This is a genomic window from Sphingomonas sp. (genome assembly GCF_042096255.1).
In the GTDB taxonomy this organism is placed as follows: Bacteria; Pseudomonadota; Alphaproteobacteria; order Sphingomonadales; family Sphingomonadaceae; genus Sphingomonas.
The window spans coordinates 17766-30517 of the sequence record NZ_JBELLZ010000009.1 but is presented as its reverse complement, the minus strand read 5'-3'; the positions used below and the strand labels follow the sequence as shown (position 1 = coordinate 30517).

Annotated in this window: 11 protein-coding genes; 5 read left to right on the top strand and 6 right to left on the bottom strand. The window is 67.6% G+C overall.

Annotated elements, in window-relative coordinates; translation table 11 throughout:
* Positions 1-115 precede the first annotated feature (115 nt).
* Complete coding sequence (locus ACFDTH_RS03195; protein ID WP_375286064.1) at positions 116-919, top strand: crotonase/enoyl-CoA hydratase family protein; 804 nt, start codon at positions 116-118, stop codon at positions 917-919.
* Between the two features lie 124 nt (positions 920-1043).
* Here ACFDTH_RS03195 and ACFDTH_RS03190 read toward each other — a convergent pair whose 3' ends face one another.
* The 4 genes from ACFDTH_RS03190 to ACFDTH_RS03175 are packed head-to-tail and all read right to left on the bottom strand — an operon-like array spanning position 1044 to position 5819.
* Complete coding sequence (locus ACFDTH_RS03190) at positions 1044-2249, bottom strand: CoA transferase (RefSeq protein WP_375286063.1); 1206 nt, start codon at positions 2247-2249, stop codon at positions 1044-1046.
* Positions 2249-3457, bottom strand: coding sequence for an acetyl-CoA acetyltransferase (locus ACFDTH_RS03185; RefSeq protein ID WP_375286062.1), 1209 nt, complete (start codon positions 3455-3457; stop codon positions 2249-2251). The genes ACFDTH_RS03190 and ACFDTH_RS03185 overlap by 1 nt, the downstream gene beginning before the upstream one ends.
* Positions 3457-4902: a hydroxymethylglutaryl-CoA synthase family protein gene (locus tag ACFDTH_RS03180; RefSeq protein ID WP_375286061.1), complete on the bottom strand. Its 1446-nt coding sequence runs from the start codon at positions 4900-4902 to the stop codon at positions 3457-3459. Before ACFDTH_RS03180 ends, ACFDTH_RS03185 begins: the two co-directional genes overlap by 1 nt.
* The gene (locus ACFDTH_RS03175; protein WP_375286060.1) at positions 4902-5819 is read right to left on the bottom strand and encodes an SDR family NAD(P)-dependent oxidoreductase; all 918 of its coding nucleotides are present in this window, start codon (positions 5817-5819) and stop codon (positions 4902-4904) included. Before ACFDTH_RS03175 ends, ACFDTH_RS03180 begins: the two co-directional genes overlap by 1 nt.
* A 152-nt stretch (positions 5820-5971) precedes the next feature.
* Here ACFDTH_RS03175 and ACFDTH_RS03170 point away from each other — a divergent pair, with 152 nt between their 5' ends.
* Positions 5972-6838: an SDR family NAD(P)-dependent oxidoreductase gene (locus tag ACFDTH_RS03170; RefSeq protein WP_375286059.1), complete on the top strand. Its 867-nt coding sequence runs from the start codon at positions 5972-5974 to the stop codon at positions 6836-6838.
* Here ACFDTH_RS03170 and ACFDTH_RS03165 read toward each other — a convergent pair.
* Together ACFDTH_RS03165 and ACFDTH_RS03160 are read right to left on the bottom strand one after the other, a co-directional pair.
* On the bottom strand, positions 6835-7560 hold the full coding sequence (locus ACFDTH_RS03165; RefSeq protein ID WP_375286058.1) for an SDR family NAD(P)-dependent oxidoreductase: 726 nt from the start codon (positions 7558-7560) through the stop codon (positions 6835-6837). The genes ACFDTH_RS03170 and ACFDTH_RS03165 overlap by 4 nt on opposite strands.
* Positions 7553-7975: a heme-binding protein gene (locus tag ACFDTH_RS03160; RefSeq protein WP_375286057.1), complete on the bottom strand. Its 423-nt coding sequence runs from the start codon at positions 7973-7975 to the stop codon at positions 7553-7555. Before ACFDTH_RS03160 ends, ACFDTH_RS03165 begins: the two co-directional genes overlap by 8 nt.
* A 197-nt stretch (positions 7976-8172) precedes the next feature.
* On the opposite strand from ACFDTH_RS03160, the gene ACFDTH_RS03155 reads away from it, so the two are divergent.
* The 3 genes from ACFDTH_RS03155 (at position 8173) to ACFDTH_RS03145 (ending at position 12751) form a co-directional block, all read left to right on the top strand.
* Positions 8173-10653, top strand: coding sequence for a TonB-dependent receptor (locus ACFDTH_RS03155; RefSeq protein ID WP_375286056.1), 2481 nt, complete (start codon positions 8173-8175; stop codon positions 10651-10653).
* Between the two features lie 71 nt (positions 10654-10724).
* Positions 10725-11987, top strand: coding sequence for a spinster family MFS transporter (locus ACFDTH_RS03150; protein WP_375286055.1), 1263 nt, complete (start codon positions 10725-10727; stop codon positions 11985-11987).
* Positions 11984-12751 carry an SDR family NAD(P)-dependent oxidoreductase gene (locus ACFDTH_RS03145; RefSeq protein ID WP_375286054.1) on the top strand — a complete coding sequence of 256 codons (768 nt, stop codon included), beginning with the start codon at positions 11984-11986 and terminating at the stop codon, positions 12749-12751. The genes ACFDTH_RS03150 and ACFDTH_RS03145 overlap by 4 nt, the downstream gene beginning before the upstream one ends.
* The last annotated feature ends 1 nt before the right edge of the window (position 12752 follow it).

Here is a 12752-nt window from a genome sequence, read left to right as displayed (position 1 = left end):
TCAGGATTGTATGCAATGTAGCCCTTGCATGTAATCGTCGCCCGGTTCAAGCACCGCGTGGACGGCACAGGTCCGGTGCTGCTGCGTCGGGCAAGAGGATGCAAGGGAGAGCGGAATGAGCGAGTTGGTGCGGGTGGAACGCGATGGCGGCATCGCAACGGTGACGCTGAACCAGCCGGAGAAGCGCAACCCGATCTCCGGCCTGGAGATGATCGACGCGCTGGAGGGCGCGATGCGTGCACTCGACGCCGATCTGGCGGTGCGTGCGGTGATCCTCACCGGCGCGGGCTCCGCCTTCTCCTCGGGCGGGGACCTCAAGGCGATGGCCACGCCCGGCGGCAGCCTGCGCGATGCGCTGCCGGCGCAGACCCGCCGCAACTACAAGACGGGCATCCAGCGTCTGCCCCTGCTGTTCGAGGCGCTGGAGGTGCCCGTGATCGCCGCGGTCAACGGCCCCGCGATCGGCGCGGGCTGCGATCTTGCCTGCATGTGCGACGTGCGGATCGCGGCGGAGAGCGCACGCTTCGCCGAGAGCTTTGTCAAGCTCGGGATCGTGCCGGGAGACGGCGGCGCGTGGCTGCTGCCGCGGATCATCGGCTTTTCGCGGGCGAGCGAGTTGGCGCTGACTGGGGACATGCTGAGCGCGACCGAGGCGCTCGCCTGCGGGCTGGTCTCCCGCGTGGTGGCCGACGATCGGCTGATCGGGGAGGCGAGGGCGGTCGCGGAGAAGATCGCGGCGAATCCGGTCCATGCCGTGCGCATGACCAAGCGCCTGCTGCGCGAAGGCTATCGCGCGTCGCTGGCCAATATCCTGGAGATGTCCGCCGCGTTTCAGGCGCTGTCGCACGAGACGGAGGACCATGCCGAAGCGGTCGGCGCGGCGCTGGAGCGGCGGACGCCGAGCTTCACGGGGCATTGAGAAACGGTCTCGCTTAACCATAGACCGCGTGCTTGTGTGTCCCCGCGAAAGCGGGGACCCAGTCTGGACTCCCGCCTCCGCGGGAGCACACCAGCGGACGACGGTTTATGTCGACTGATACGTTCTAACCCAGCGCAACCACGCCATCATCCGCGAGGCCGTCGACCTCGCAGTCGCTCATGCCGAGCAGCCCGCCCAGCACCTCGCGGGTATGCTCGCCCAGCCGCGGCGCCCGGGCCGGAGCGCCGCGGGACTGATCGGGCAGGGTGACGAATGGCCCAGGCGCGGGATAGTCGAGCCCGCTGGCATTCTCGGTTCGGCCGAAGATCGGGTTCTCGGTCACCAGTGCGGGGTGGCGCGCGGCCTCGGTCATCGTGGCATAGCCGCCGAAGCAGCAGCCGTTGGCCTCCAGCGCCTGTTCCAGCGCCGCATGATTCCAGCCGCGCACCCGTTCCTCGACCAGCGGGAACAGCAGGTCGCGATGGTCGTAGCGCACGCCTTCATCGGTGGCGAAGCTGACGCCGCGCGCCTGTTCGATCGCGGCAACCTCCGCCGCGATGTCGAGCACCCGGACCAGCCCGCTCCACTGCCGCGGGGTGATCGCCAGCAGCATGATGCGACCGCCATCGCGGGTGGCGAAGTCGCGGCCGAAGGCGCCGTACACCGTGTTACCCAAACGGGCGCGGTCTTGCCCCTCCTGTACCGTCTCGGCGAGCATGCCGAGGTTCGCCACCGTGCCGATCGCGACATCGGCGAGCGGGATGCGCAGCTCTTGCCCCCGGCCGGTCGCCGCGCGATGCTGCACCGCGGCGAGCATGGCGAAGGCGGCATAGGCGCCGGTGAGCAGGTCCCAGGCGGGCAGCACGTGGTTCACCGGCGCGTCGCCCATCTCGGCCGGTCCGGTCATGCCGGGGATGCCGACCGCCGCGTTGACGGTATAGTCGAGTGCGGGCCCGCCATTCGCCTGGCCCATCACGCGCACGGTGACGAGGTTCGGATTATGCGCGCGCAGCTTCTCGTGGGCGAGGAAGCCCTCCACCGGAAAATTGGTGATGAACTGGCCGGTCGAGGCGGCCAGCCGCTGCATCAGCGCGCGTCCTTCCGGCCGCGACAGGTCCAGCGCGACCGACTTCTTTGCGCGGTTCAAATTCTCCCAATAGAGGCTCGACCCACTCGGCCCCAGCGGCCAGCGCCGAAAATCCGGCCCGCCGCCCGCCTGGTCGATGCGGATCACCTCCGCGCCCATCTGCGCCAAGTACAGCCCCGCGGTCGGGGAGGCGACGAACGACGACGCCTCCACCACGGCGAGGCCGGAAAGGAGCCGATACATCAGGCGTCGGCGAGGCCGACGATCGCGACCGAGGACACGTTCTGAATCGGCGATCCGCCCAGATTGTGGCTGAGCGCGATCGCGGGCGCATCCTTGCGCTGACGCTCACCCGCGCGGCCGAGCAGCTGGAGGTAGTTCTCGTAGATCATGCGGAGACCCGAAGCGCCGATCGGGTGGCCGAAGCATTTGAGCCCGCCGTCGATCTGGCACGGAATGGTGCCGTCCGCATCGAAGAAGCCGTCGCGGACATCCTTCCAGCCCTCGCCCTCCTTGGAGACGAACAGGTCCTCCATCGTCACCAACTCGGTGATGGAGAAGCAGTCGTGCACCTCCATCAGGTCGATCTGCTCGCGCGGGCGCGTGATCCCGGCCTCCTCATAGGCCTTGGCGGCGGCAACGCGGGTGGTATGGAAATAGCTGCCGTCCCAGCCGCCGGCCTGCTGAAGTTCCCAACCGTTAGATGAGGCGACCTGCACCGCCTTGATCGTGACGAGGTCGCGCTTGCCGAGTGCCCGCGCGATCTCCGGCGTGGTGACGATCGCGCAGGCGGCGCCGTCAGAGACGCCGCAGCAATCGTAAAGCCCAAGCGGCTCGGCGATCATCGGCGCGTTGATCACCGTATCGGCGTCCACTGCGTTGCGCAGGTGCGCCTTGGGGTTCTTCGCGCCATTGGCATGGCTCTTCACCGAGACATGCGCCATTGCCCGCTTCAGGTCTTCGCGCCCCACGTTGTGCTTGGCGCGATAGGCCGCGGCGAGCTGCGCGAAATTACCAGGGGCGGAGCCGGTGACGCCAACCATGTCGAAGGTGGTGCCGCGGCTGCGCACAGGCAGCCCGCCATAGCCGGTGTCCTTGAGCTTCTCGACACCCATTGCCAGCGCGATATCGGCGGCGCCCGAGGCGACGGCATAGACCGCACCGCGGAAGCTTTCGGTACCGCTGGCGCAGTAATTCTCCACCTTGGTGACGCCAATATTGGGGAGCCTCAGCGCGATCGAGAGCGGGATCCCGGAGGGGCCGATGTTGATCGCGTCGAAGGCGACCCCCAGCCACGCTGCGTCGATCTGGCTGGTCTCGATCCCCGCATCGGCGACCGCCTCCTCGAAGGCCTCCACCATCAGCGTGTCGGCATCATCCCCCCAGCGCTCGCCGAAGCGCGCGCAGCCCATGCCCAGGATCGCCACCTTGTCCTTGATGCCGCGCGCCATCATTCCTCTCCTCGGCCGACAGTGGCCTTCCAGAAGTATTTGGTGAATCCCCGCTGCTCGTCCACCGCGCTGATACGAAATACCATTCGCATCGGCCGGCCGACCTCGACATCCTCGGGCCCCACTTCGGCGAAGATCGCCACCAGCCGCCCGCCGCCTTCGAAGTCGATCGTGCCGTAATAGGTGGGGGGATCGGGCGAGAAGCTCAGGCTGTCTGCGGTATAGGTGACGATGCGCGCCGCGCGGTCCGCCAGCGGGTAATCCTCCTGCGTGCCGGTGGCGCGGTCGTTGGGGTTTACGCTGATATCGGTGCGGGGGAATTGCACCGTGCCGGTCTTGGTGCAGCGCCCGCCGACCAGGCCGAGTACCGCCTTGCGGTGGCGGTAGAGCGTGCTGCCCGGCTGCTTCTGGTCGAGTTCGGCGCGCATGCCGCGCTCGAGATCGAGGAGGCCGCGGTGGAACAGGAAGCGCTGGTAATTGGCGTCTTCCTGTCGGTCGGCGAGATGGCCGGCGAAGCCGTGCCGGCGCGGCAGCCGCGCCAGCGCCTCGGTGGCCTCGAACACCAGCACGTCCACGCCCTGCCCGAAACCCGCGACCAGGATGCGCTGACCCGGTTTCGCGCGCTCCAGCACGCCGGCGAGCATCAGCAGCGCGTGCGCGGTGCCGGTATCGCCGACGGTCGCCTGGAGCTGGTCCGTGACGGCATCGGCGCGAATGCCGAGCTTCTTGGCAAGGCCGGCCGCGACGCCGCGTGCGCTGACCGGGATCACCGCATGGTCGATGCTATCGGCAGCAATGTCCGCCCCCGCCAGCGCATCGCGGACCGCGCCACCAAGCAGCCTGGTATAGCCTTCGTCGCGAATCCAGCGCGCTTCCCAACCATAGTCGAAATCGGCGCCCGTCTCGCGGAAGTGATCGACGAAGTCCACGGTGACGCTGTGCTGCGCGATCACCCGGGCGATCACCTCGCCCTGGCCGATGAGCAGCGCGGCAGCGCCATCGCCCTGGATCATTTCCCCTTCCGACGCGGGACGCGCCTTGCGCCGGTCGGCGGCGATGCAGAGCTGGATCGCGGTGCCGTCCAGCGCGGCGACCAGCGCGCTCGTGCCCGCGCGCAGGCTGCCAGTGACATCGGTCGCACGGGTCCCGTCCGGCAGCGTGAGGGCTTCCTTGACCACGCCCGCGTTGAGCCGGTCCGCATAGGGCAGGGTGGTGGAGGCGAGGCTGATACCCTGGACGCCCGCGCGGTCGATATCGGTCAGGCAGTCGCGCGCCGCCTCCACCGCCATGGTGATCGCATCCTCGTCCCAATTTGCGACCGCGCGCTCACCTTTCGCGAGGCCGCCCAGGCCCGGGGCGAACCATCTGTTGGCGGCGTGGATCGCAGCGCGCTGGAGACGTCGGCGCGGTATGTAGCAGCCATATGCAAGAATGCCGGTTTCCATCACGCGGGGTCCCAACTGAAGATATCGGACGAGCGTTGCAGGGCACCGAAGTCGACTCGGAACGCGGGCAGCAGATCGCTGGCGATCGTTTCCGCGGTCCAGCCCTCGGAGCGATGCATCGAACGGATCGGGCGCGGCTTGGAGAAGAGGAATATCTCGTTCTTGCGCACCGCGAAGATCTGGTTGGTCACTTCCGCCGAAGCGTTGGAGGCGAGAAAGGCGACGAGCGGCGCGATCTTGTCGGCGCTCATCGTCTTCATCCGTTCCACCCGAGCAATCTCCTCGGGTGTGGTGGGGGGGATCGTCTCGATCATGCGACTCCAGGCGAAGGGGGCGATGCAATTAGAACGCACGCCGATGCGGGCCATGTCCAGCGCAATCGACTGCGAAAGGCCAACGATGCCGAGCTTCGCGGCGGAATAGTTCGCCTGGCCAAGGTTGCCGATCAGCCCCGAGGTGGAGGTGAAGTGGATGAAACTGCCCGATCCCTGGTCGCGAAAATGGGGAGTCGCCGCCTTGGAGACGTTGAAGGCGCCGTTGAGGTGGACGTCGATCACCGCGGACCAGTCCGCATGGCTCATCTTGTGCCAGATGCGGTCGCGCAGGATGCCGGCGTTGTTCACCACCGCGTCGATCCGGCCGAAGTGGGACACCGCATCCTCGACGATTGAGGCGGCACCGGCGGGATCGGTGACGCTGGCGGTGTTGGCATGGCCGCGTCCGCCGGCCGCCTGGATATCGGCGACGGTCTGCGCGGCGGGGCCGGTATCGCCACCCTCGCCATCGGCGGAGACGCCGGGATCGTTGACCACCACCGCGGCGCCCTCGCGCGCGCACAGCAAAGCGATCTCGCGCCCGATTCCGCGGCCGCCGCCGGTGACGGCGACCACTCGGCCTTCAAGGATGCCCGTGCCCATCTGCCTCTCCCAAGCTGTGATGCGCGCTGAAATACCCGAATGGACTTTGCATGCAAGTTTGATTTAGTCTGGCTTCAGACAGGCAAAATGTGACGTTCAGTCCATCAGCTTGCATCCACATTCCTGTTCGGCACAGATGGGAGCACGACAACATGACCCAGGCAGCCACCCGTGCGATGCGCTTCAAGGGCCGGGTGGCCGTGGTGACCGGCGCAGGGCGCACCGGCGGCATCGGCGAGGCGATCGCACTGCGATTGGCGAGCGAGGGCGCCGACGTCGTCGTCACCGACCTGTGCCGCGACCGGCCGGACCTGCCGCGCGAGAAGTTCGGATCCTGGGACGAGCTCCAGGCGGTCGCCTACCGGGTCCGCGCGGCGGGCGGGCGCGTGCTGACGGTCGGCGCCGACATCACCGACGAGGGCGAGGTCGCGGCGCTGATGGCGCAGGCGGAGGAGGCGTTCGGCGGCATCGACTGCTTGTTCAATAACGCCGGTGGCGGCACCGGCGCGGGGCCGGTGGACCAGACGCCGGTGGCGCAGCTCGACTATCGCGATTGGCAGTACACGCTGCGCGTCAGCCTCGATTCGGCATTCCTGTGCGCCAAGCACGGCGCGCCGCGACTGGCGAAGGGCGGGGTGGGTGCGATCGTCAACACCGGCTCGATCTCCGCACATCACGGTGTCGCCGGCATTTCCGCCTATGCCGCCGCCAAATACGGTGTCGTCGCGCTGACCCGCAACCTGGCGATGGAGTTGGCGCCGCTCGGGGTGCGGGTGAACGCCTTCTCACCGGGCATGACGCTGACCCCCTATGTCCGCCAGCGCTACGAACATGCCGCCGCGCAGGACCCGAGCCTGACCGCCGAGCAGCACATGAACAAGGTGGTCTCCACCCGCATCCCACTCGGCCGCCCGGCGCGGCCCGAGGAGATGGCGGCGGTCGCGGCGTTCCTGGCCAGCGACGACGCCAGCTACGTCACGGGCCAGACCATCCAAGTGGATGGCGGGATGCGCGTCTAGCGCGCACCGCCGTCAAACCGGGCGGCGCTAAGTCGTTCGCCCGCGAAGCGGCCGCTACGGTCCTCGACAAGCCGGACGACCGCCTGCGCGACCTGGTCGGCGCTGATCGTTTCGGCGCCGGGCGGCGGTGTGATGCCCTGGCCCGCCAGTCCCGGAGTTTCGACGAACGCGCCGGGCGTGATTGTGTTGGCGAACACGCCGGCCTCCGCCAGTTCGCCCGCGACCCCCGCAACCCAGCGGTCAAGCGCCGCCTTGGATGCACCATAAAGCGCAAAGCCGCGCTGAAAGGGATCGGCGGCGGCGGACAACAACCCGCTGCCCGAGGTCAGGAACACGAGCGCGCCGCCGCCGGTCATCTCGCGCGCCCCGCACAGGGTCAGCTGCACCGCAACTCGCAGGTTAATGGCCATGACCCGATCGAAATCGGCGATCCGCGTATCCTGGAGCGCCAGCCGCGGAAAGAGGGCGGCGCAATGGACGATGCCGGCGAGCATACCCTGCTCGCCGGCCCGCGACACCAGCGCGGCTGGTGCATCGTCCTCGGTCAGGTCGCCGGAAAGCGCGAGCGCGGCGGCGCCCGCCTGTTCGGCCACCTCAAGAACAGCGGCGGCATCGCAATCGCCGAGCACCAGCCGCCAGCCACGCGCGGCGAGTGCGAGCGCGACGGCGCGGCCGATGCCGGCCGCCGCTCCCGTGACGATCGCGACGCGCTGCTCAGCCACCCAGCGCAGCGATCGCCGCCTGCGCCACCTCCATGTCGTGCGAGTAATGGCCGCCGCTGATCCCGATCGCGCCAATCACCTGCCCATCCTCGCGGATCGGATAGCCGCCACCGAACACCACCAGCCGTGGCGTGTGGACGATGCCGTGCAGCAGCGGCGGATCGTTCTTGATGAAATCGAACCACTCGTGCGTCGCCATGCCGAAGCTGATCGCGGTGAACGCCTTGTTCGTGGCGATCTCGACGGAAAGGAGCGCGGCACCGTCCATCCGGCGGAACGCCTTCAGCGTCCCCGACTCGTCGACCACCGAGATACACATCGGCACGCCGATCTCCTGTGCCTTTGCGCTTGCGGCCTCGATCAGTCGGTCCGCCGCCGATTGGCTGATCGACAGGCGGGACAGGGCATTAGACATATCGCACTCTCCTCTGGTTGTATGCACACTCATACAAGAAACGGCGGTATACACTAGTCTGCAGAACCCGCGTTCGCGCTATTGCATCCAAACTGTCCTGTGGTTATGCATGTCGCATGCGCTGACGGGCCCTCAAGAGGCCAGGCAAACGGGAGTGGGACATGATCAGGACGTCGTTCGCAGTTCGGGCGCTCATGATGTCGACAAGCGTGCTTGCGCTGGCGCCGAACGCGCAGGCGCAGGCGGGCAGCGTGAACGATGCCCCGGCGACGCAGATCACCCAGACCGGCAATGTCGCACCGCAGGCGGACGACACGGTGGCCGCCCCCACCAGCGCGGATGGCAGCGGCGCTCCCGCGGTGGCGGAGCCGAGCGCCGGCGACGAAGTGGCGCCCGGCGACGTGATCGTCACCGCGCAGCGCCGAGAGCAGGCGCTTCAGGATGTGCCGGTGGCGATCTCGGTCGTGTCCTCCGAGGATCTTGCCAAAAGCAACTTCACCTCAATCGCTGACGTCCAGTTCCTGTCGCCGGGCGTCAACTACAACGCCAATTTCGGTGGCGGCTTCAACGTGCGCGGCGTAGGCACCCAGTCGCTGCTGATGTCCGCCGAGCAGTCGGTGGCACTGATCATCGACGATGTGATCCAGGGTCTGCCCGAAGTCTCCTTCGCCGGCCCAAGCTACCAATCGCTCACCGATATCGAGCGGATCGAGGTGCTCAAGGGGCCGCAGGGCACATTGTTCGGCAAGAACAGCTCCGCGGGCGTGATCCAGATCATCACCGCCAATCCGAAGCTGGGCGCCTACACGCTCGACGGATCGATCTCCTACGGCAGCAAGGACGAAATCAACGCGCAGGCGGTGGTCAACATCCCGGTCGGAGAGACCGCGGCCCTTCGCGTCGCTGGTGGCATCCAGCGTCGCGACGGCTTCGTCGAGGACCTGTTCACCGGCGAGGACCATTGGGGCTATGAGCGCTATTCACTGCGCGGCAAGTTCCTGTGGAAGCCGGCCGACCGGCTCCGCGTGCTTCTCCAGGGCGAGTATCGCTACCTCACCGACAATGCGAACGGCATGTGGACCTTCCGCAACTGCGGCAGCGGCTTCGGCACCTTCAAACCGTGTGAGGTCAACGCCGCTTACGGGCTTAAGCCGGGGCCGGAGAACCTCCAGGTCGCCACAGACGGCCGCAGCGCCACCGAGCAGAAGTCCTATTCGTTTACCGGCCGGATCGACTATGACCTGCCCGGCGCGACGATCACCTCGATCACGGCGTATCGCGACCTGTTCCAGCCGATCAGCCTGGATACGGACGCGACGCCGCGCCCGGTCTATTCGCGCAACGAGAATGTGTCCGGCGGCACGCAGTTCACCCAGGAGCTGCGGATCAACGGCGAGACCGGCAATCTGAATTACACTTTGGGCGGTTTTTACTATGACGCTCGGCCATACCAGAAGGGCCTCAACGGCGGCACGCAGAACGCGCTGCCAGACAATTCCCCGATCTATCTCACCTTCAATGCGATCGGCCCTTACGCCAACCAGGGCTATGGATCGTGGGTGAAGGCCAAGATCAAAAGCTGGGCGATCTTCGGCCAGCTGGAGGCAGAGGTGCTGCCCGGGCTGACGCTGATCGCGGGCGGCCGCTACACCAGTGACGTGGTGCGCCAGCGCATCGACTATTTCGACGTGCCGTGGCTGTGCCGCTCCGCTTATGCCGCCGGCGCGTCGTGTCATGGCTTGCCGCTGCCACTCACCTCGGGCGACCTGCGCGTCAAGGCGACCAAGTTCACCTACAAGGGCACGGTCAAGTACGACATCACCTCCGACATCAACGTCTATGCCACCTATGCTACCGGTTATAAGGGGCCGATGATCTCGCACCCGGCCAACCAGCCGCAGCTCGCGTTGCGCCCGGAGCTGTCGGAATCCTACGAGATCGGCCTCAAGGCCCAGCTGTTCGACCGCGCCGTCACCTTCAACATCGATGCGTTTCAGGTCGACTACGACGACTTCCAGGGTCAGCAGCGCGTCGGCGTGGCGCCGATCTTCTACTATACCACCACCAACGCCGGTGGCCTGCGCACGCGCGGCATCGAAGCGGACATGACGTGGCGGGTGACGCCCGAACTGTCGCTGGCCGGCAACGTCGCCTACATCCCGACCGAGTTCACCGAGTTCGCGGTGCAATGCTATGACCTGTACGCCAATCCGGCGACCACGCCCGGGCAGTGCAACTACGTCCAGCCGGGCCTGCCCGCGGGATCGCCGCCGCAGTTCAACGCCGCAGGCTATCCGCTGATCTACTCGCCCGAATGGAACTGGGGCGTGACCGCCGATTACGACACGCCGATCGGCAACGATCTGCGCTTCAACGCGCACGCCACCTGGAACCACCGCAGCAGCAGCTACGGCGTGGTGGCCGATCCGAACAGCATCAATCCGGGCTACGGCCTTCTCAACGGGCAGATCAGCATCGGCGCGGAGGACAAGAGCTGGACGCTGGCGATCTTCGCGCGCAACCTGCTCGACAAGCATTTCGTCGGCGGCATTTTCCGTACCCCCCTCGACTCCGGCACAAACAACTCCACACCGCTGTCGACAATCGGCTATTCGAACATCCCGGCGCTGGACTCGCAGCGGACGGTGGGCGCGAAGCTCAGCTTCTCATTCAAGTGAGCCGAGCGGAGGTGGATGCCATCAGTTCGAAAGTAACGCCGCGGCAGGAGACGCACGGCAGCGCGCGGTGGATGCTCGGCGTGTTGACCGTCGGCTTCGCGCTCAATCTGCTCGACCGCCAAATCATCAACATCCTGGCCGAGCCGATCAAGCGCGATCTGGGGCTGGCGGACTGGCAGCTCGGAGCGCTGAGCGGACTATCGTTCGCCCTGCTCTACAGCGTCGCCGCGCTGCCGATCGCGCGGCTCGCCGATCGGTCTAACCGCGTCCATGTCGTCGGCGCCGCGGTGCTCGTGTGGAGCGTGTTCACCGCATTCACCGCGCTCGCGGGCAGCTTCGTGCAGATGCTGCTGCTGCGGCTGGGGGTGGGCATCGGCGAGGCGGGCGGCGCGCCGCCCTCGCAGTCGCTGATCGCGGACCGGTTTCCGCCCGAGAAGCGCTCAGGCGCGCTGGCGGTATTCGCCACCGGTGCCCCCGTCGGCGCGGCTGTGGGGCTGATCGGCGGCGGCATGCTGGAAGGGCTGATCGGCTGGCGCTGGACCATGGCGTGCGCTGGCATCCCCGGTGTGATCGTCGGGCTGCTGGTGCTCACTACGCTGCGCGATCCCGGCCATGGCGTCTCGACCCACGCGCCGATGCCGCCGCTGTTCCGCTCGCTGGCGACTTTGCTGTCGCGGCGGACGTTTTTGCTGATCGCACTGGGATCGGCGCTGATGAGCTTCGTCAATTACGGCACCATGGCGTTCGCCGGCTCCTATTACCTCCGCAATCACCTGGACGAGCTGACGCGGATCGGCGCCGGGATCGGGCAGACTCCGCTGGGCGTAATCGGGCTGGGATTGGGCCTATTCGGCGCGATCGGCGGCGCGCTGGGCGCACTGGTCGGCGGGCGGATGGGCGATCGGGCCGGCGGGCGCAACGTGCGCAACCTCGCGCTGATCCCCGCGGCTGGATCGCTGCTGGGCACGATCAGCTACGTGGCGATGTTCGTGGTGCCAAGTGCGGCCGCGTCGCTGGCGATCTTCGCGCTGGCCGCCTTCTTCTCCAGCCTGTGGTACGGCCCGGGCAATCTGGCGATGCAGCGGCTGGCGGGCCCCCGCGCCAAGGCGACCGCGCTGGCGGTGGCGCTGTTCCTCAACAGCGCGGTGGGCCTGAGCCTCGGGCCGCTGCTGATCGGCGCGGCGAGCGATCTCTTCGCGCCGACGCTGGGGGCAGGGGAGGGGCTGCGCGCGGGCATTCTGATCGGCATTTCGGCCGGGCTGGTGTCGATGCTGCTGTTCTGGCTCGGCAGCCGGACGATCACGCGCGAGATCGCACAAGAGGAGATCGCATGAGGATCGAAGGCAGTGGGATCATCGTCGCGGGCGGCGGGTCGGGGCTGGGCCTGGTCACCGCGCAGGCGCTGCGTGACGCGGGCGGGCGCGTCGGCGTGCTCGACATGACGCGGGGTGACTGGGATGGCGCGTTCGCCGAGGCGGATGTCGCCGACGAAGCGGCGGTGGCGCGCGCCATAGAAGCGCTGGCACCAGCGATCGGTACGCTGCGCGTGCTGCTCAACACCACGGGGACTGGACATAGCGGGATTTCCGCCGGCCCCGGCCGCACCGTGACCGCTGCGGGCTTCCGCCGGGTGCTGGAGGTGAACACGCTGGGCAGCTTCATCCTCACCCAGGCGGCAGCGGAGCGGATGATCGCGGCGGACGCGGACGCGGACGAGGATGGCGAGCGCGGCGTGATCGTGCACACCTCCTCAATCGTCGCCACCGAAGGTCAGATCGGCACCGCCGCTTACGCCGCCTCCAAGGGCGGGATCGACGCGATGACGCTGCCGCTGGCACGCGAGTTCGCGCGCCATGGCATCCGCGTGGTGACGATCGCACCCGGCATCTTCGAGACGCCGATGTTCGCCAATGCACGCGGACCAATGGTCGACTGGCTGCGCGACCAGGTGCAATATCCGGCGCGGCCCGGTCATGCCGCAGAGTTTGCAGAGGGCGTGCGTGCGGTGGTGGAGAATCGCATGTTCAACGGCAGCGTCATCCGCCTCGACGGCGCCTATCGCGTGCCGCCCGGCAGCACCGACTTTTGGGACGGCTGAC

What these genes read in the sequence shown, in the direction of transcription:
- ACFDTH_RS03195 (WP_375286064.1), top strand. Translation starts at nt 116, where the DNA reads ATGAGCGAGTTGGTGCGGGTGGAACGCGATGGCGGCATCGCAACGGTG.
- ACFDTH_RS03190 (WP_375286063.1), bottom strand. Translation starts at nt 2,249, where the DNA reads ATGTATCGGCTCCTTTCCGGCCTCGCCGTGGTGGAGGCGTCGTCGTTC.
- ACFDTH_RS03185 (WP_375286062.1), bottom strand. Translation starts at nt 3,457, where the DNA reads ATGGCGCGCGGCATCAAGGACAAGGTGGCGATCCTGGGCATGGGCTGC.
- ACFDTH_RS03180 (WP_375286061.1), bottom strand. Translation starts at nt 4,902, where the DNA reads ATGGAAACCGGCATTCTTGCATATGGCTGCTACATACCGCGCCGACGT.
- ACFDTH_RS03175 (WP_375286060.1), bottom strand. Translation starts at nt 5,819, where the DNA reads ATGGGCACGGGCATCCTTGAAGGCCGAGTGGTCGCCGTCACCGGCGGC.
- ACFDTH_RS03170 (WP_375286059.1), top strand. Translation starts at nt 5,972, where the DNA reads ATGACCCAGGCAGCCACCCGTGCGATGCGCTTCAAGGGCCGGGTGGCC.
- ACFDTH_RS03160 (WP_375286057.1), bottom strand. Translation starts at nt 7,975, where the DNA reads ATGTCTAATGCCCTGTCCCGCCTGTCGATCAGCCAATCGGCGGCGGAC.
- ACFDTH_RS03155 (WP_375286056.1), top strand. Translation starts at nt 8,173, where the DNA reads ATGTCGACAAGCGTGCTTGCGCTGGCGCCGAACGCGCAGGCGCAGGCG.
- ACFDTH_RS03150 (WP_375286055.1), top strand. Translation starts at nt 10,725, where the DNA reads ATGCTCGGCGTGTTGACCGTCGGCTTCGCGCTCAATCTGCTCGACCGC.
- ACFDTH_RS03145 (WP_375286054.1), top strand. Translation starts at nt 11,984, where the DNA reads ATGAGGATCGAAGGCAGTGGGATCATCGTCGCGGGCGGCGGGTCGGGG.